Source organism: Desulfobaculum sp. (assembly GCF_054921475.1).
Window position 1 is genome coordinate 1 of record NZ_JBUDSW010000040.1, and the last position, 17,696, is coordinate 17,696.

A 17,696-nucleotide genomic window follows, 5' to 3' on the forward strand; every position below is an offset into this window, starting at 1 on the left:
TGCTCCAGACCGGGCAGACGCTCTTCCAGTTCCGCGATTTCGGCCGCAGCCATCTCGCGGATGTCCTTGTCGTCGTCGTGAAGCATCTCACGGCTTTCGGCAAGGTTCTCCTCCAGTGTGCGGTACTCCCGGTACGCCTTGACGATTTCACCAAGGTCCGAATGGGTCTTGGTGAGCGTCCTGTAGCGATCCTGATCGTTGAACACATCGGGAGAGGACAACTCGCGCTCAAGTTCCTCGAACCGGCGCTCTATGCTATCGAGCTTGGCGAACATTGTGACGACCTCTCAAATCATTTATCAACCGCGCCTTTCAGCGCGGCGATGGCCACTTCCAGCTGCCCGTCGTCGGGCTCGCCAGTGGTCAGATATTGCAGCATGAGACCCGGCCAGCACAGTACCCGGCACAGCCGGGCGTTGCCGTTGGTGCCCGTGTACTTGATAAGCTCATAGGCAACGGCGCTGATGGGAATCATCATGAAAAACTTGGCGATAACCACATACGCCTGCTTGGCTACGGCGGCGTCTGGGGTATACACGGCCAGCATGCCCGGAATCAGCACGGCATGCAGGGCGATGGAAAGGGACAGGACAAACAGCAAAAACGCCGTCCCGCACCGGGGATGCAGGCGGCTGTAGCCGCGCGCCGCTGCGGGAGTCAGCTCCCCGCCTTCCTCGTAGGTCCAGATGGTTTTATGCTCGGCCCCATGGTACTGGAACACGCGCTTAATATCGGGAATACGGGAAATGGCGGCGATATAGCCCACAAACACGGCCAGCTTGAACAGCCCATCCCATGCGTGGAAGCTAAAGGACTCCGTTCCGCCGCCAAGCCCCAGCACCTTGATGCCAAGGGAAAACATGTGCGGCAACACAACGAACAGTCCCAGCGCCAGCGCAATGGAGACGGCAACGGTCAGGGCCAGCTGCCACGGCTTCACTTCCTCTTCGCCCTCTTCCTCCAGCGCGGTTTGCGCCGAGAAGTTGAGCGCCTTGATGCCATTGACCAAGGTTTCGATGAGGACGAAGAATCCGCGCACAAAGGGGCGCTTCATCCACTCGGCCCGCAGCAGGGTAAACCAAGGGCGCGTCTCCAGCGCAATGCTGCCGTCCGGCTTACGCACAGCGATGGCCAAACGGTCCTGATTGCGCATCATGACGCCTTCCACAACGGCCTGCCCACCAACGGTGGTGGCCCCGCGCAAAAACAACGAAACACCGTGCACGGCGGCCCGGCGCATGGCGCGGAAAGCGCCCATCACGGATGCACTCTGAGCTGATGACATACCCGCCTCCTACCGGACACGGCGTCATGCAGCACGGTCCGGCTTAAATGAAAAGACGCCTCCGACAGGTACGATCCCTGACGGAGGCGACTGCCGGGCGAGCTCCATGGCTCGCGAAAAAGGGAGATGCTAGTTCTCCTTGCCAGCGCCCTTGTTCTCACCAAGCTTGCCGAACTTCTTACGGAAGCGGTCGATACGACCAGCGGTGTCAACAAAGCGCTGCTTGCCGGTGAAGAACGGATGGCAGTTGGAGCAAATTTCCACATGCACTTCTTCACCCTTGGCGGTCAAAAGCTCGGTCTCGTGACCACAGGCGCACTGAACTTTGGCCTTGTAAGTCTTAGGATGGATATCTTTTTTCATGGTGTATTCCTCCACAGGGTTCCGAAAAGACGGCATGGATACCCTGTTTGCAAACGTTTGGCAAGCACATAATGTCTGGACCGGACGTCCTGCGTGGGCGTGCTGCCTTTTCACGGCCACGGCTCTCATGTATATAATGACAGGCGTGGAATAAGCAAGGAGCACTCAGCCAACAATTCGGAGGCATCATGCACAAGCTCGTCCTCGTCCGTCATGGGCAGAGCGAATGGAACCTTGAAAACCGCTTCACCGGCTGGACCGATGTCGGCCTGACCCCGCAGGGCGAGGCCGAGGCGCAGGCCGGGGCGCAACTGCTGCACGACAGCGGCTTCGTCTTCGACGTGTGCTACACGTCTTTGCTCAAACGCGCTATCGAAACCTTGTGGATCATCCAGCGCGAAATGGACAATATGTGGCTGCCCGTCATCAAAAGCTGGCGGCTCAATGAACGCCACTACGGCGCGCTGCAAGGGCTGGACAAGGCCGAAACCGCGCAGAAATACGGCGACGAGCAAGTCTTCACCTGGCGGCGCAGCTACGACATTCCTCCGCCGCCGCTGGAGGCCGACGACCCGCGCCACCCCTCGCTAGACCCGCGCTACGCGCACATTCCGCCCAGCGACTTGCCTGCCGGGGAGAGCCTCGCCCTCACCGTGGAGCGTGTGCTGCCCTTCTGGCATCAGGTCATCGCGCCGGACATCCGCGCCGGACGCCGCGTGCTCATTGCCGCGCACGGCAACAGCCTGCGCGCGCTGATCAAATATTTGGACGATATGTCCGAGGACGACATTACCGGGCTGAACATTCCCACCGGCATTCCCCTCGTCTATGAACTGGACGCAACGCTCAGGCCCATCAAACACTCTTACCTCGGCGATCCGGAAGCCGCAAAACGGGCGGCGCAGGCCGTGGCCAATCAGGCCAAGGGCTAAGCGCGCCGTCCCCGCCCAAGGGACTTCGCCCTTGGGACGGCCCGGCCCGGGGGGAACGCCATGGCCCCAGAGCAGTTCACGTTCCCGCAGTCTTTAAAACGACTCACCAGCCTGACGGCGCACCCGCCGCCGGAACGCACGCGCACGGACATCACCAGCCTGGTGGACCGCATCCGGGCGCAGTGCGCGGCAGCCGGCCCTGCCGAGGCGCGCCGCATGGGCGACGAGACGGCCCTTGTCCTGCACTGGCGGGCCGCAACATCAAGCGACGCCGAATTGCAGGTCTACTATATTGGCCTGCTGGCGGACCTTGGCCCCCTTGCCGCGCCCTTGGCCGCATCCCTGCTGGCGATGACGCAGGGCATTGATGTTGCGGGCGTGCTGGACCTCTTCCCCGGTGGGTTCCGGTTGGCCGTGGTCAACCACCTGCTGCTGGACGATACGGGCCGCTACGAAGCCCTGCGCCCCATCGCCATGACCGCCCTGCCGGACCTTGCGGCCCTGCCGCCCAAGGAGATTGCCGCGCAGTTGCAGGCGCTGCGCGCCAGCGGCGGCGTCCTCGCCTATCCCCTGTCCCACGCGCTGGCAACCGGCCCCTTCGGCTGCGCCGTCGATGCCGCCATCACCGCGCAGGAGTCCCTGCTCCAAGCCTCGCGCCGTCCGGATGACGACCTGCATACCTACGTCCCGGCGCTGGCCATGCTGGACGCGCCGGACCTGCACCTGCGCCTGCTGCCCCTGTTGGTCACGCGTGACCTCGGTGCGCAGCGCACCCTGCTGGACGCTATCGCCGCCGTAGCCCCGCGCCACGACAAGCGCTACGTCAAGGCGCTGCTGCCCTCGCTGACGCACCCGGACCTGCGCGTGCGAACCGCCGTGGTCGCCTGCCTCACACAGATTATGCCGGACAGCATCGGCCGCATCCTTGCCGCCTGCTTCAAGCGCGACCCCGCCCTTCAGGACACCATCACCGCGGCGCTCCCCCTTATGCCGTCGGAGGAAGCCGCGTTCTACATCAAAGCCACCGGGGAGAATCCCGAGGCCTTCGCGGCCATGGTCTTTCCGCTCATGGCGGCCCTTGATCCGCCCATGGCGCGCGTGAGCCTTGCCGCCGCCGTCCCGGACGCCCCGCAGGCGCTCATTGACGCCATTCCCCCCAGCACCGGCCCAAAGCCCGACGTTGAGGCCGCACTGGCTGGCTTTACCGAGCGCCCCCAGAAAGATGACGCGGCGGAGAAGCCCAAGAAGAAGGAGAAAGGATTCCTTGGCGGGTTGTTCAGCGGAGACGAAGGGGAAGCCATCTCCATTCAGTTTGGCGGCGATATGGTCCTGCAGAGCGAGCACTCCGGGCGGCGCTTCTCCCCCATCTACGAGGAGCGTACCCTGCGTGGCACCACATTCACGGACTCCCTTATCGAAAGCGCCACCTTTGAAAACTGCACCTTCGTCGACGCTGACTTTTCGGGAACCATCTTCCACAAGACGCGCTTTTCCGGGTGCACCTTCACCGGCTGTACCATGAACGGCACCCGGTTCTTCGACTGCTCCCTGCGGGAAATAACCATCACCTGCGGCAACGCGGAAGACACCGAACTCACGGACTGCACCTGCGGCCTCATCGACATTCAGGGCACCAAACTGCGCGGCCTGCACCTCTTTGGCGGCAGGTTGGAGGCTCTGCGCGTCACCGCCTGCGACCTTACGGGCGCGCGCATGGAGGCGGTCACCCTTGCGGGGACGGAGCTTCGGCACTGCTCGGGCGCCAGCCTTGAACTGCTGGACTGTTCCATCATCTCCAGCACTGTGCACGCGTGCCTGTTCTCGGACGTCACCATCACCGGGCCGCACGGGGCCTGCCCCTGCGCCCTCAGCCTACAACTGCGCACCCACGCGGCGCGCGCCATGGCAGACACAACACCGCCACCGCCCCTGCCGCCGCAGGCCGGGGCCAAAGCCAAGCTGGCCATGGATGCGTGGTACGGCCTGTGGGACATCATCCGCCGGGCCGCAGCGTTTATGGGCAACAACGCCCGGCGCGAACACTGGTGTATGCAAAAGCTCGGCGCGCCCCGGCGCGACTTTGTGCGCCTTGCCCCATTCTTTCTGCATACGGAAATCTTTGAGCGAAGCAGCGAGGAGCTTGAACCACTGCCCCTGGCCTGCCGCATGGGCAACTACTGTCCGGACTACTCCACCATTGAGGCCGCACGCCGCCACTTTCCGGACGCCACACTGCCTCCGCGCGCGCCGGACCCCATCACCTTCCGCGCGCTGTATACCATAGGCAGTGTGGGCACCATTGCGCAGTCCGAGGCCTCGGACCTTGACTACTGGCTGTGCTACGACCCCGACGACATGCCGGAAATCTTGGTGGACGGGCTGGCCTTTAAGATTGAGGCCATCGAACAGTGGGCGGACGCCACCTTTGGGCTGGAGGTGCACTTCTTCACCATGAACGTGGAGCGCATCCGCGCCAACAACTTCGGCGTCAGCGATGCGGAAAGCTCCGGGACGGCGCAGGCGCTGCTGCTCAAGGAGGAATTCTACCGCTCCGTCCTGCATGTGGCGGGCAGCCTGCCCATGTGGTGGACCACCCCGGCAGGCAGTACCGATGCCGACTACGCGCAAAATATGGAACTGCTCGCCCGCGCGCCGTGGGATGCCCCGTTCATCGACCTCGGCAACCTGCTGCGCATTCCGCCGCAGGAGTTCTTTGGCGCGTCGCTGTGGCAGATTGTGAAGGCGCTGAAGAGTCCCTTCAAGTCCATTATGAAGTTTGGCCTGTTGGAAAAATACATTGCCCCAGACGCCGATTCCGAAAGCCCGCTCCTCTGCGAGCGCCTCAAGGCGGGCATCCTCTCCGGCGACCCGCGCCTTGACGCCGTGGACCCCTACGTCCTCATGTACAAGGAGGTTCTGCTCCACTACGCCCAAAGCGGCGACAAGGACTCCGCCAACCTCATCCGGCTGTCGTTCTTCCTCAAGACCAAGCTCGGCGCCAAAGCCGCCCTTGCGGTCCCCACACGGCGGGAGGAAGCCGAAGGCGCGCAGATTGCCGCCACCATGCCCGCCGCCCTGCAAAAAAGCTCCGAGTGGCCCTTCCAGAAGCTGGTCAGCATTGGCTCGTCCGTGAACCGGTTCATCGTGCAGACGTATATGCGCGTGCGCGACAGCCAAAAACACACCGACGTCAGCATCTCGCCCGAGGACATCACCAAGCTGGGGCGTAAAATCTTTTCCACCTTTTCACGGCGCAGGCACAAGATTGAGCATATCCCCTTTGTTTCCCTTGGCGGCACACGCTTTCGGGTCCTGCACTTTCAGGCGCAGGCCAAAAAGCTGGGCGAACCGTCCTCATGGGAGGTGCAGGGCGCGCAGGAGGTGGCGACCTCGCAGCGCCTTGACCTCGTCAATCTGCGGCAGGGGTCGGACCTTGCCGAACACCTTGTGTGGCTGGCGGCCAACGGCATCTCCCACAAAGACATCGAAATCCGCGGCGACCCCACCATCTCCCCGGTCACCGTGCGCGACATCCAGCGCCTGCTAAACGCCCTGCTCGACTTCTTTCCGCCCAAGGAGACCTTTAATACGGACATCGCAGAAATGCTGAATCCGGAGCGCATCGTCCGCGCCTTCTTCATCCTGAACCTCACCAAACAGCGAGAACTGGCGCGCATTGCGGAGGTTTCTGTGGTGTACAGCACCAACTGGGGCGAACTGTTCTGCCGCACCGTCTCCGCCGAAGACAACGAAGTCATCGACAACCCGGTGCAATTTCTGCTGAACAATGTGGAGCAGGAGTTTGCGGAGCCGCCGGTGCTGGACTATTTTGTGCCGGACCGCAGCAGCAGCCCACAGCCACGGCGCTAGCCGCCACCGCCCCGTCAGCCTTGCCAAACCCGGCGGGTCATGCTCTGTTGCCACCTTCCAAGGAGACAGACCATGACCACACACCACCACATCGCCGCCACGCTGGTGGACTGGTTCCACGCGAACCAGCGCCCCCTGCCGTGGCGCAAGACCTATTCGCCCTACCATGTCTGGGTGTCGGAGATTATGCTCCAGCAGACCCAGATGGACCGCGCCGTGCCCTACTTTGAGCGCTGGATGACACGGTTCCCCGATGTGCCGACCCTTGCCGCGGCCAGTGAAGACGACGTGCTCAAATACTGGGAGGGGCTGGGCTACTACTCCCGCGCGCGCAACATCCGCAAGGCCGCGCGCATCATCATGGACGAACACGGCGGCGCCTTCCCCACGGATGTGGGCGGCCTGCTGGCCCTGCCCGGTGTTGGGCCTTACACCGCCGGGGCCATTGCCAGCCTAGCCTACCAGCAGGACGTCCCGGCCATTGACGCCAACGTGGAGCGCGTGTTTGCCCGCCTGTTCGACATTGACACCCCGGTGAAGGAAAAGGACGCCAAGCGCGCCGTGGCCGACCACGCCGACCGCCTGCTGCCACCGGGCGGCGCGCGGGACTTTAATCAGGCGGTGATGGAATTTGGCGCACTGGTCTGCACGCCGCGCGCCCCGCGCTGCGAGGCCTGTCCCCTCAGCGCGCAGTGCGAGGCCTATCGCCTTGGCATTGTGGCGCACCGCCCTGTGCCCGGAAAACGGCAAGACATTACGCCGCTGAGCATCGTGGCGGGCGTACTGCTGCACGAAGGGCGCTTCTTTATCCAAAAGCGGCTGGAGGACAGCGTGTGGGGCGGACTGTGGGAGTTCCCCGGCGGCAGCATTGAGGACGGCGAAACGCCTGAACAGGCCGCCGTACGTGAATTCCGCGAGGAAACGGACTTCCGCGTCAGCGTGGTGGACAAGATTGACGTGGTCCGCCACGGCTACACGCGCTACCGCATCACCCTGCACTGCTTTCTGCTCTCCCTTGATGGGCCGGGCACCACGCCCTACCTTACCGCCGCGTCCGAGTACCGCTGGTCCACGTCCGAGGGGCTGGACGGCCTCGCTTTTCCCGGCGGGCACCGCAAGCTCATCGACATCATGCGCACCGACCTGCGCTACGCCCACCTCTTTTCGGCATAAAAACAGGGCGGCCTGTTTCGCAACGGACCGCCCTGTGACTTTTCATTATGACGTAGAAAGCGCTTGGTTGAGCGCAAGCATCACGCCGGACTCTGCCGCGGCGGCCTACTTCAAAATGCCGCGCAGGCCCTCGCCTACGGAGCGCAGGGTGCCGTTGATGGCATCCACGCCCTTCTTTACGCCGTCCTCAAGGCCGCCCGTTACGCCGGGCAGGCGCTGGGCAACGGCCCGGTTTATGGCTGTCAGCACCTGCCGCGCCGCATCAGCCATGGAGACGTCCTTCTTCTCGCCAATGTCGCGCAGGTGGATGTCGTCCAACTCCGCGTGGGCAAGCTCGCCGCCAAGGGCCGCAATGCCAAAGTTCACCCGCGCATTGCGGATGACAATATGCTTGATGACCACGGACTTGCCGCCGGCATCGCCCGCTTCGGCGCTCTCGCCGCCACCGGAGCCGGCGTCGCCGCCTTTGGCCGAGCGGGTCACATTGTCCACCAAGGTTTGCAGATTGCTGGTGCGCCCCGCAAGCTCGTAGGTGATGACCGGCCGGTCAATAACAATGGCCTCAATGATCACCGTGGGTTCGGACAGGCTGGAGGTGTCCAGCTTCATGCGGATGGAATCGGCCTGCACCGCGCTCTCGGACTTGTAGCCCGCAGGATTGCCCACGAACAGCCCGCGCAGTTCCCCTTCACCGCTCAAAATCGACAGGTCGGACTCCGCAAGGCGCACGTCCGCGCCCACATAGCGCGGCCCAAAGTATTCCACGCCCTTTTTGACCAAGGGATTCACGGACAACAGGCCAAACACCACAACGCCGACAAACACGACGCACACAGCCACCAGCAGATAGAAGAACTTTTTCATCAGCGCGAACCTCCGGTTGAACACGAAACAGCCCGCCCCGCACGGCAGCGGAGCAGGCGGCGGCATTAGAACTTGCGGATGAGCACCACACCAAGCACAACCAGTACCACACCCGCAATGCGCAGCGGGCTGATGGAATGCTGCGGCAGACCGAACAGGCCAAAGTGGTCCAAAATCAGCGACATGGACACCTGCCCGGCCACCATCAGCGTAAACATCGTGGCGGACCCAATGCGCGGGCCCACGATAACGGCCGAGGCCACCACAAACGCGCCCAGCACGCCGCCGGACCAGTACCACAGCGGCAACTTGCCTGCATCGGACAGGCTAGGCAGCGGAATGCGGGTGGCAAAGGCGTAGGCCGCAAGGGCCAGCGTCCCCACAAAGAAGGATACAAACGCCGCCAAAACAGCGTCCTTGGTCCACGACCCCAGCCGGACATTGACGCCAAGCTGCACGGCCATTGCCACTCCGGCCCCAAAGGCCATCGTCAGGGCGGTTACGGCAGACATCGCCCGCCCCCTGCTTCACATTGCATTCCCTTGGCCTCCCAGCGTCTGAGGACGCGTCCGCTACAGCTGGAGGCTCCCGCGGTACGCATCCCATGAGGAAATGCCATAGGTATCGCAGAGTTCGGCAAGTTCGTCCACAAGCCGGAAGGCAAAATCCGGACGCAGGAAGTTGGCGGTGCCCACCTGTACGGCATGCGCGCCCACAAGGATGAACTCCAGCACATCCTCAGCCGAGGAAATGCCGCCAACGCCGATAACCGGCACATCAACAGCCTGACACACCTGATGCACGCAGCGCAGGGCCACGGGCTTCACCGCCGGACCGGACAACCCGCCAATAACGTTGGCAAGGCGCGTTCTGCGGGTGCGCGCGTCCACCGCCATGCCGGACAGCGTGTTGATGCAACTGAGAATGTCGGCGCCGCCGCTTTCGGCAGCGCGGGCAATCTCCGTAATGTCCGTCACATTGGGGGACAGCTTGATGATAACGGGCTTGTCCCCGGCGCGGCGCTTGACCGCCTCGGTCACGCTGGCCGCCATTTTGGGGTCCTGCCCAAACAGGATGCCGCCGGAACTCACGTTGGGGCAGGAGATGTTGACCTCAAGGGCGGCGATGCCCGGCTGGTCGGCCAGCACTTCGGCCAGCTGCGCAAACTCATCGGCGCTGCAGGCGTACAGGTTGGCCACCACGGCAAGGTTGTCCGCAGGCAACCGGTTCAGCCGCCCGGACAGGAACTTTTCCACGCCGATATTTTGCAGGCCAATGGCGTTCAGCATGCCGGAGGGCGTCTCCGCAATGCGCGGCATGGGGTTGCCTGCGCGCGGGGACAGGGACAAACCCTTCACCACAATGCCGCCCAGTTTTTCAAGGTCGCCAAAGCGCGAGAACTCAAGGCCGTAGCCAAAGGTGCCGGAGGCGGTCATGACGGGGTTTTTCAGGTCCAGACCGCCGAAGGAAACGTGCATATCCATAGTAGTGAAACTTCCCTGTTTAGAACGTTATTTCGTCGGACCAGAACACCGGGCCGCGCGCGCAGACAGAAACGGGACCGCTGTCCTTATGCTCGCACACGCAGCCAAGGCACGCGCCCACACCGCAGGCCATGCGGTTTTCAAGGGACAGCTGCGCCTTGCCGCCAGCCTCGGCGGCAATGGTCTGGATGGTCTTCAGGAAGGGAAGCGGCCCGCAGGCCACGATATGTCCGTCCGTGGCGTATTCGGGCACAATATCGCCCAGCAGGCCAATAAAGGCCTTCAGGTCCTCGGGGCCCTTTTCGCGGTAGGCCTCGCACTTCACGTACTTTTCCATGATGCCGAGGGGGTAGCTTTCCGCCGGGGGACGGTGGCCGAACACCAGCCGCAGCTTCTCCGGGCTGGGGTGCCTGCGCAGGTACTCATAAAACGGCGCAATGCCGATGCCGCCAGCCAAAACAAGGGTCGGCCTGTCATCGCGCACCGCAAATGCGTTGCCAAGAGGCCCCCAGACGGTTACCTCATCACCTGGCGCAAGGCGGGCAAGCCCGCGTGTGCCGCGACCAATGACCTGAAAAAAGACCGATAGCGTGTCGCCATCGGCCTTATGAATAGAAAAAGGACGTCCCCAAAGCGGGTTGTGTTCCCACGCCGTGGGACGAACCATTACGAACTGGCCGGGCTTCCAGTTCTGCCACGCTGTGCTTGCGGAACCGGGATGTTCAAGCGTAAGCTCGTAAAACTCTCCGTCGGCGCCTTGCGTGCCGAATCGGAGCAAGGACCGTACCTTCACGTCAGTACATGCATTTGCAAACATCGATGCAATCCCTTATTGGTCGCCGTCGCGTTAATTGAACGCTCCACCGTAAAAACTCAGGCGAAGCAACATGAATATATCCAGACAACCCGAGATCCTCGCTCCTGCCGGGGACCGTCCTGCATTTTTGGCGGCGCTCGCCGCTGGTGCAGATGCGGTCTACCTTGGCCTGAAGCATTTCTCCGCCCGCGCGGAAGCCGGGAACTTTTCCATCGCGGAACTTGCGGCGCTCACCGAGCTGGCCGCAGAGAAGAACTGCCGCGTCCACGTCGCCATGAACAGCATGCTCAAGCCCGGCGAAGCCGAGGCCGCAGGTCGTCTGCTGGACCGGCTGAACAAGCACGTGCGTCCGGCGGCACTTATTCTACAGGATCCCGGCATGGTCAAGCTCGCAAAACAGAGCGGATTCGCTGGCGAACTCCATCTGTCCACGCTGGCCAACGCCGGTTCCCCCGCCGCACTGCCCCACATGCGCGAATCCCTAGGCGTGGACCGCGTCGTCCTCCCGCGTGAGCTGAACATCGACGAGATCCGCGCCTGCGGCAAGGCCTGCCCGGACGATTTGGACCTTGAGGTCTTCGTCCACGGCGCGCTGTGCTACAACGTGTCCGGCCGCTGCTACTGGAGCTCCTACCTTGGCGGCAAGAGCGGCCTGCGCGGGCGCTGCGTACAGCCCTGCCGCCGCGTCTACACCCAAAAGAGTACCACAGGTCGCTTCTTCTCCTGTAACGATCTCACACTTGACACATTGGTCAAGACCCTGCGCGAAGTTCCCGAGGTCCGCTCGTGGAAGATTGAGGGCCGCCGCAAGGGGCCGCACTACGTCTACTACACCGTCAAAGCCTACAAGATGCTGCGCGATCACGGCAATGACCCCGAGGCAAAAAAGATGGCCGTGGACTTTTTGAAGCAGGCCCTTGGCCGCCGCGGCACCCATTACGCCTTTTTGCCCCAGCGCCCCTACGTGCCCACGGACCCGGACCGCCCCACGGCGTCCGGCCTGCTTATCGACAAGCTGGGCAAGGCCAAAACGCGCAAGCTCAGCTTTTCGCCCCGCATTCCCCTCATCCCCGGCGACCTGGTGCGCGTGGGGTACGAGGATGAGCCCGGGCACCAAATCATCAAGGTCCGCAAATCCATCCCCAAGGGTGGCCGACTGGACTTTTTGGCCAAGGGCCGCCCGCCGCGCCCCAGCAGCCCGGTGTTCCTCATCGACCGCCGCGAGCCGGAGCTCAGCAAGGAGCTGAACGCGCTGGAAAAGCGCCTGTCCACCATCAAGGTCAAAACCGGCCAGTCGTCCTCCTTTGAGCCGACCATGCCCAAGCCCGCAAAACCCGCCGCGCGCCCGCTGCATCTGCATGTGTCGCGCAGGCAGGGCAATAACAAGCTCAATGACGGCTCCGGCGTGTGGCTGACGCCCAAGGCCGCGCGCGAGGTCAAACCCGGCCTTGCCATGCGCCTGTGGTGGTGGCTGCCGCCTGTCATTTGGCCCAACGAGGAGCAGGACTGGCAGGACTGCATTACCCGCCTCGTCAAGGGCGGCGCGCGCCGCTTTGTCCTTGGCGCGCCGTGGCAGAAGTCCCTGTTCCCCACGGAACTGCCCCGCTTGCCCCGCGCCGTGGCCATTAAGCGCAAGCCCAAAAAGCCCGGCGCCAAACAGCGCGAGAAGGAAGACCGCCTCATCATGTGGGCCGGCCCCTTCTGCAACATCGCCAATCCCCTTGCCCTTGAGTGGCTGGGTGAGATGGGCTTTGACGGCGCCATCGCCAGCACCGAACTCAGCCGCGACGACGCCCTTGCCCTTGGCAAGGCCGCGCCGCTGCCGCTGGGCTTCGTGACCACGGGCCAATGGCCCCTTGGCATCACGCGCATCGAGCCCTCGGGCTTCAAGGCGGAAAAGCCCTTTATTAGCCCCATGAAGGAAGTCTGCTACGCGCGCCGCTACGGCCAGAACCACTGGATTTATCCCAGCTGGGGCATCGACCTTCGCGAAAAGGAACAGGAGCTGTCCAAGTCCGGCTACAGCGCCTTTGTGCACCTGCACGAGTCCAAACCCCGCGACGTGCCCCGCGCCAACCGCGTCAGCACCTTCAACTGGGACCTCAAGCTCCTGTAGCCGTCCCTGTCATACCGCACGACAGCGCCGCCCTGCATGATTCATGTGGGGCGGCGTTTTCTTTGCGCAGGCGCGCGAAAAGTCCAAGTCGCGCGATTTTCTGGGGGAGTTGGGGCCAATGTGCTGTGCAACGTCTTGCCCTGCGTCCTGTCCCGGCCTATACTCGGCGGTCAAAGCATAAGCAGGAGCCAGTATGTCCCCGTCTTCACTCATGAACGCCTCCGCCACCATCGCCGCCGTGGCTGACACATGCATCGACTGCGGCAAATGTGTGGACGAGTGCGCCTTTTTAACGGCGTCCGGTACCCCGGGGTCCATCGCCCGGTGCGTCGATACCGCCCATAAGACCCTTAATGCCTACCAGTGCAGCCTGTGCGGGCTGTGCGCCGAGGTCTGCCCCGTGGACCTGAACCCCCGAACCATGTTCCTGACCCTGCGGCAGGAGGCCGTGCGGCGCGGGGTTGGCCCCTTGCGCGAGCACAAACGCATCATCAGCTACGAACGCACGGGCACCTCGCCACTCTTTTCATGGTATGGCCTGCCTGAGGGGTGCGATACCGTCTTCTTCCCCGGCTGCACCCTCAGTGGAACGCGTCCGGCGCTGACCAACACCCTCTACGAGCACCTTGCCACACACATCCCCGGCCTTGGCATTGTCCTCGACTGCTGTTCCAAGCCCTCGCACGACCTTGGGTGCGCGCAGGACTTTGACGACGCCTTCGGCGACCTGCGGCAGTGGCTTGTGGACAATGGCGTCACCACCGTGCTGACGGCGTGCCCCAGCTGTCACGCCATGTTCTCGCGCTACGGCGAGGGACTGACGCCTGTCACGGTCTATGAAATTCTGGCCGCCAATCCCCTACCGCCGGAGGAGGCCGTTTCCGGCACGGTCACGGTGCACGACCCCTGCGTCCTGCGCGACCACCCGTCCTCGCAGCAGGCAGTGCGTACCCTGCTTGAACGCCGCGGCCTTGATGTGGAGGAGATGCCCCACCACGGCGCAAAGACCCTGTGCTGCGGCGAAGGCGGCGCCGTGCCCCTTGTGGCGGCAGACATGGGCAAGACATGGACCACCCGCCGCGCCGAGGAAGCAGGCGGACGCACCATCGTTACCTTCTGCGCCGGATGTGTGAACACCTTGATGCGCAGCGCGCCGACGGTCCACATTTTGGACCTTGTCTTCTGGCCCCAGCGCACCATGCTGGGCTACGCACGCATCTCCCGCGCGCCCGTCACCTACTTGAACCGCCTTGGCCTCAAGCGCCGCCTGCGCAAGACCCTGACCACCCACACCTCCCGGCGGCGGCAAAAGACGTTCTAACAGGCCGCGGCGCACGATAGATTGCCCCTTGATAATGACAAGGCCCCCGCAGAGCGCATCTCTGCAGGGGCCTTTTTTCGCGGTCATATCGCGCGGCATTTTTCGTGCGGCAGCAGCCTTCCTCTTGGGACGGATTGCCGCGCCGCGCTGGCTGGCGCACTATCCGAGCGTGCGTCCATTCCATCCGAACAGGCGGCGCTCCAGACTCTTAAATTCCACGTACACGCGCTCCGGCGGCACTCCGCACTGCGCGCTGAGCAGAGCGCACAGGCTGTCCGTAATGGACGCACAGGCGTCGGCATCCAGCCCCACGTTTTTGAATTCCACGTACGCGGCCGGTTCGTCTGTGCCGCCATAGCACAGCGCCTGTCCCGGCTCCACGCGCGCCATGACCCACTGTTCATCCTTGCCCGTGGCCTGAACGGCGCACTGCGACACAAGGCGGGCCACGCGCCCGGCCTCGCCAGCGTCCATCGGCACATTAGTCGCCACACTCACATACGGCATAGTCCGCCTCCTTGGGGCTTGCGGTGTTTGCCCGCGTTACAGGGATCGGGGCATGGTGGCGTCGTCCCACGCCCTGTCTATGGGCACCTCCAAAGAAATGGACGTCCCCTTGCCGGGGCGGGATACAATCTGCAACTCCCCGTCCATAAGCCGCGCACGTTCCTTAAGGCCCTGCACGCCCATGCGGCGCGAGCGGACAGCGTTCTCCTGCTGGCGCTCCGGGTCAAAGCCCATACCGTCGTCGCGGATGCGCACAATAAGGTTGGGGTGCGAGGCGACCAGCTTCACGCTGGCCTTGCTGGCCCGCGAATGCCGCGCCACGTTGCGCAGTGCTTCCTGCACAATGCGGAAGATATTAATCTGCACCTCCGGCGCAACCGGTACGCTCTCCATTCCTGCGGCGGAAAATGACACCGGCACGCTGTAGCGCTGCTCGAACTCGGAACAAAACAGCTCCAGCGTGCGCACCAGCCCCAATTCATCCAGCCCGGAGGGGCGCAGCTCGTAGGCCATGTTGCGCACGGCGTCGATGGTTTCCGAAAGCACACGCGCAAACTCCTCATGCAGGGAGGAATCGCCGCCCGAGGCACGCTCCGCCATGATGCGGGATTGAATTTTCAGATACGACAGATTCTGGGCGATGTTGTCGTGCAAATGCAGGGCAAGGAGCTTTCGCTCGTGCTCCTGCGCCATGAGCAGTTCCTTATTCAGGGCGTGGATGCGCTCCTGCGCGTTGCGGCGTTCGGTCACGTTTTCCAGTAGGCCGGTAAAGCACACCACCGCGCCCGTGTCGTCCCGGGTGCTCTTGCCCTGCCACCGCGCCCAAAAGCGTGTGCCATCGCGCCGTATAAGCTGCGCCTCAAAGACAAACGGTTCCATCCCCTCAACAACGCCCAGGATAAATTCCTCACGCATTTTGGGGTCTGCGTACACCTGCTGTCCCACGTCGCTGACCTCGGCCAAAATCTGCTCTGTCGACGCGTACCCAAGCATGGACGCCAAGGCCGGGTTGGCGCTGAGCAGCCGCCCGCTGAGGTCCGTCTGGAAGATGCCTTCCACCGCGTTCTCAAAAATGCTGCGGTAGCTGCTTTCGGCCTGCGCCAAGGCATCACGGTTTTTGGCGATCTCAAAGGTCATGGAGTTGAACGCCCGGGCCAGCTGGCCGAACTCGTCATCCCGAAAGCCCTCCAGCCGGTGTTCAAGGCGGCCGGCGCCCACGGCCTCCGTGGCGTCCACGAGCTTGCGCACCGGCGTCAGCACCCGCCGCCGCACAAAACCTGTCAGGATGAAAAACATCATGCCGCCAACGCCCACCGCCAGCAGCGTATGCGTCACACGCGCCGTCCCTACGGTGTTGCTCATGGCCGCGCGGGTCACGGAAACGGACGACAAAATGGACGCGCACGGGACAATGGTCGCAAAGCTCCACTTGGTGGAAGGCAATGGATGAAAGCCCAGCAGATAGTCCTTGCCCCCAAGGCCCACCGTTCGCACCCCGGAGCGCCCGAGTATCATTTCCTGCGCTGCGGTGCGCATGGCGGGCTCACCGCTTTGGTTCAGGTCCGCATCCTGCGGGGTGCCTGTCGCGCCAACCTCCGGGGACAGACCCAGTACCGAGGCATGGCCGATGGGCATCACCACCACACGCCCCTGTCCGTCCAGCAAAAAGCTGAACTCACCGGGCCGATGGCTCAGGCCGCGGATATCGTCCACCAACAGATCAAGGGAAAAATCGACGCCTGCCGCGCCAAGAAAGGCGCCGGATGAGGAAATGACCGGCGCGACAACCGTCACCACGTACGCGCCATGGTCGGCGGTATCGCGATAGACCTCACTCCACACGCTGTTCCCGTCAGGATTCACATCCGGCATGGCAAGGCTGTAGCTGGTGAGCTTACGGAAATCAAAATCGCCGGGGTGCGGCACGTCGGCAAACAGTGTCCCCACCGGCGCAAAGCGGGCGCTGCCGTCATCAAGCATCACCCATGCGCTCTTCACGCCGGAGAGCCGGCGGGTCGCCTGCACAAGGATGGAATCCACCGAAGCCAGCGCGCCAAGGCGCTCTCTTGCCTGCGGCAACTGTTCCGGCGCGCCCCAATACAGGCAGGTGACCGCCGCATCCTGTGGGGAGTTGTACACGCCGCGCCTTTCGTCCAGCTCCAGCCGTTCCGGCGCAGAGCCAACCACATGACGCACGTCCAAAGCGCGCGCGGCCTGGATCGCGGCGGCCTCGGCCAATGCCTGCGCGCTGCGGGCGATGGTATCGTAGCGCATGGCGCTCTCCTCCACCGTACGCCCGATATATTGCGTGGCCAGGGAGTGGATGTTCTGCGCGTTGACCTGCGCGGCAAATTCGCCAACCGTGCCGATGCCGCGCACGGCCACCAGCCACAGCAGCACAGCGCAGCACACGATGGCGCAGCCTGCAAGCCAAACCAAATCCCTGCCTATGCGAGACCCCGATGAAAACCCCATAACCCCTCTTGTTCCCCCTTGGGTGTGTCCGCTCGTTGGCGGAAATGGATGTCGAGTACGGGCGGCCCCCTCAAGCCGCCATCACCGAGCACGCGCCAGCGCCCCACTGTCCCCGCCTATCGCGTGCGCCATTGGCTCTGATGACGCCGAACGCATGCCCCGGCCTCGGCAGCGCCATAAACGCCGCCGGCATCATGAACGCCGCACGCACCGCACCGTGTTTCTGAAAACTGGCGTCCGGGACAACTCTAGGTCTGGGACAACACTGGCATTCACACCGTGATGTAATCTTTCAATGCAAAAATCACAACTGGAACCATACGCAACAAAAGGGCGAAACCGCTACGGTTCCGCCCCTTGTTTACGCGGGGGATGCATCAGGTCAGACGACAAACAAGCCGGTCACAGCCATCCGGCATCATGCCGGAACGTTCCATTATGCGCTGAGCAGAGTCATGGCCATACGAGGCAGCGCGTTAGCCTGTGCGA

Annotated in this window: 14 protein-coding genes; 5 read left to right on the forward strand and 9 right to left on the reverse strand. The window is 63.4% G+C overall.

Annotated elements, in window-relative coordinates; genetic code table 11:
* The 3 genes from ACY69P_RS04095 to rpmE form a co-directional block, all read right to left on the reverse strand.
* Nucleotides 1-275: PCRF domain-containing protein (locus tag ACY69P_RS04095; protein WP_462326663.1), on the reverse strand; the 275-nt coding region annotated here is incomplete at its 3' end.
* Between the two features lie 17 nt (nucleotides 276-292).
* Entirely contained in the window at nucleotides 293-1,240 is a 948-nt protein-coding gene (locus tag ACY69P_RS04100) for a DUF1385 domain-containing protein (RefSeq protein ID WP_462326672.1), read from the reverse strand.
* A 174-nt stretch (nucleotides 1,241-1,414) separates the two neighbouring features.
* Entirely contained in the window at nucleotides 1,415-1,648 is a 234-nt protein-coding gene (rpmE, locus tag ACY69P_RS04105) for a 50S ribosomal protein L31 (protein ID WP_404843213.1), read from the reverse strand.
* Nucleotides 1,649-1,836: 188 nt separating this feature from the next.
* Between rpmE and gpmA the strand changes: the two genes are divergently transcribed.
* From gpmA to mutY, 3 genes are all read left to right on the forward strand, one after another.
* Nucleotides 1,837-2,580: a 2,3-diphosphoglycerate-dependent phosphoglycerate mutase gene (gene gpmA, locus ACY69P_RS04110; protein ID WP_459901357.1), complete on the forward strand. Its 744-nt coding sequence runs from the start codon at nucleotides 1,837-1,839 to the stop codon at nucleotides 2,578-2,580.
* Nucleotides 2,581-2,640: 60 nt separating this feature from the next.
* On the forward strand, nucleotides 2,641-6,450 hold the full coding sequence (locus ACY69P_RS04115) for a class I adenylate cyclase (protein WP_462326664.1): 3,810 nt from the start codon (nucleotides 2,641-2,643) through the stop codon (nucleotides 6,448-6,450).
* A 72-nt stretch (nucleotides 6,451-6,522) separates the two neighbouring features.
* Nucleotides 6,523-7,623, forward strand: coding sequence for an A/G-specific adenine glycosylase (gene mutY, locus ACY69P_RS04120; protein WP_462326665.1), 1,101 nt, complete (start codon nucleotides 6,523-6,525; stop codon nucleotides 7,621-7,623).
* A gap of 105 nt (nucleotides 7,624-7,728) precedes the next feature.
* Here mutY and ACY69P_RS04125 read toward each other — a convergent pair whose 3' ends face one another.
* From ACY69P_RS04125 to ACY69P_RS04140, 4 genes are all read right to left on the reverse strand, one after another.
* Entirely contained in the window at nucleotides 7,729-8,487 is a 759-nt protein-coding gene (locus ACY69P_RS04125) for a hypothetical protein (RefSeq protein ID WP_462326666.1), read from the reverse strand.
* Between the two features lie 65 nt (nucleotides 8,488-8,552).
* Complete coding sequence (locus ACY69P_RS04130) at nucleotides 8,553-8,999, reverse strand: DMT family transporter (protein WP_462326667.1); 447 nt, start codon at nucleotides 8,997-8,999, stop codon at nucleotides 8,553-8,555.
* Nucleotides 9,000-9,059: 60 nt separating this feature from the next.
* Complete coding sequence (locus ACY69P_RS04135) at nucleotides 9,060-9,971, reverse strand: dihydroorotate dehydrogenase (RefSeq protein WP_404843219.1); 912 nt, start codon at nucleotides 9,969-9,971, stop codon at nucleotides 9,060-9,062.
* A gap of 19 nt (nucleotides 9,972-9,990) precedes the next feature.
* Nucleotides 9,991-10,749, reverse strand: a complete 759-nt coding sequence (locus ACY69P_RS04140) for a dihydroorotate dehydrogenase electron transfer subunit (protein ID WP_462326668.1) — start codon at nucleotides 10,747-10,749, stop codon at nucleotides 9,991-9,993.
* Nucleotides 10,750-10,858: 109 nt separating this feature from the next.
* Between ACY69P_RS04140 and ACY69P_RS04145 the strand changes: the two genes are divergently transcribed.
* Nucleotides 10,859-12,904 carry a peptidase U32 family protein gene (locus tag ACY69P_RS04145; RefSeq protein ID WP_462326669.1) on the forward strand — a complete coding sequence of 682 codons (2,046 nt, stop codon included), beginning with the start codon at nucleotides 10,859-10,861 and terminating at the stop codon, nucleotides 12,902-12,904.
* A 193-nt stretch (nucleotides 12,905-13,097) separates the two neighbouring features.
* Nucleotides 13,098-14,225: a (Fe-S)-binding protein gene (locus ACY69P_RS04150; protein ID WP_462326670.1), complete on the forward strand. Its 1,128-nt coding sequence runs from the start codon at nucleotides 13,098-13,100 to the stop codon at nucleotides 14,223-14,225.
* Nucleotides 14,226-14,384: 159 nt separating this feature from the next.
* Here the strand turns inward: ACY69P_RS04150 and ACY69P_RS04155 are convergent, their stop codons facing one another.
* Both ACY69P_RS04155 and ACY69P_RS04160 read right to left on the reverse strand, forming a co-directional pair.
* Nucleotides 14,385-14,732, reverse strand: a complete 348-nt coding sequence (locus ACY69P_RS04155; RefSeq protein WP_459901343.1) for a phenylpyruvate tautomerase MIF-related protein — start codon at nucleotides 14,730-14,732, stop codon at nucleotides 14,385-14,387.
* A 36-nt stretch (nucleotides 14,733-14,768) separates the two neighbouring features.
* Nucleotides 14,769-17,171: a PAS domain S-box protein gene (locus ACY69P_RS04160; protein ID WP_462326671.1), complete on the reverse strand. Its 2,403-nt coding sequence runs from the start codon at nucleotides 17,169-17,171 to the stop codon at nucleotides 14,769-14,771.
* Nucleotides 17,172-17,696 lie beyond the last annotated feature (525 nt).

Bases quoted from the DNA above. Each gene is read 5' to 3' on its own strand.
- ACY69P_RS04100 (WP_462326672.1), bottom strand. From the start codon at position 1,240: ATGCGCCGGGCCGCCGTGCACGGTGTTTCGTTGTTTTTGCGCGGGGCC.
- rpmE (WP_404843213.1), bottom strand. From the start codon at position 1,648: ATGAAAAAAGATATCCATCCTAAGACTTACAAGGCCAAAGTTCAGTGC.
- gpmA (WP_459901357.1), top strand. From the start codon at position 1,837: ATGCACAAGCTCGTCCTCGTCCGTCATGGGCAGAGCGAATGGAACCTT.
- ACY69P_RS04115 (WP_462326664.1), top strand. From the start codon at position 2,641: ATGGCCCCAGAGCAGTTCACGTTCCCGCAGTCTTTAAAACGACTCACC.
- mutY (WP_462326665.1), top strand. From the start codon at position 6,523: ATGACCACACACCACCACATCGCCGCCACGCTGGTGGACTGGTTCCAC.
- ACY69P_RS04125 (WP_462326666.1), bottom strand. From the start codon at position 8,487: ATGAAAAAGTTCTTCTATCTGCTGGTGGCTGTGTGCGTCGTGTTTGTC.
- ACY69P_RS04130 (WP_462326667.1), bottom strand. From the start codon at position 8,999: ATGTCTGCCGTAACCGCCCTGACGATGGCCTTTGGGGCCGGAGTGGCA.
- ACY69P_RS04135 (WP_404843219.1), bottom strand. From the start codon at position 9,971: ATGGATATGCACGTTTCCTTCGGCGGTCTGGACCTGAAAAACCCCGTC.
- ACY69P_RS04145 (WP_462326669.1), top strand. From the start codon at position 10,859: ATGAATATATCCAGACAACCCGAGATCCTCGCTCCTGCCGGGGACCGT.
- ACY69P_RS04150 (WP_462326670.1), top strand. From the start codon at position 13,098: ATGTCCCCGTCTTCACTCATGAACGCCTCCGCCACCATCGCCGCCGTG.
- ACY69P_RS04155 (WP_459901343.1), bottom strand. From the start codon at position 14,732: ATGCCGTATGTGAGTGTGGCGACTAATGTGCCGATGGACGCTGGCGAG.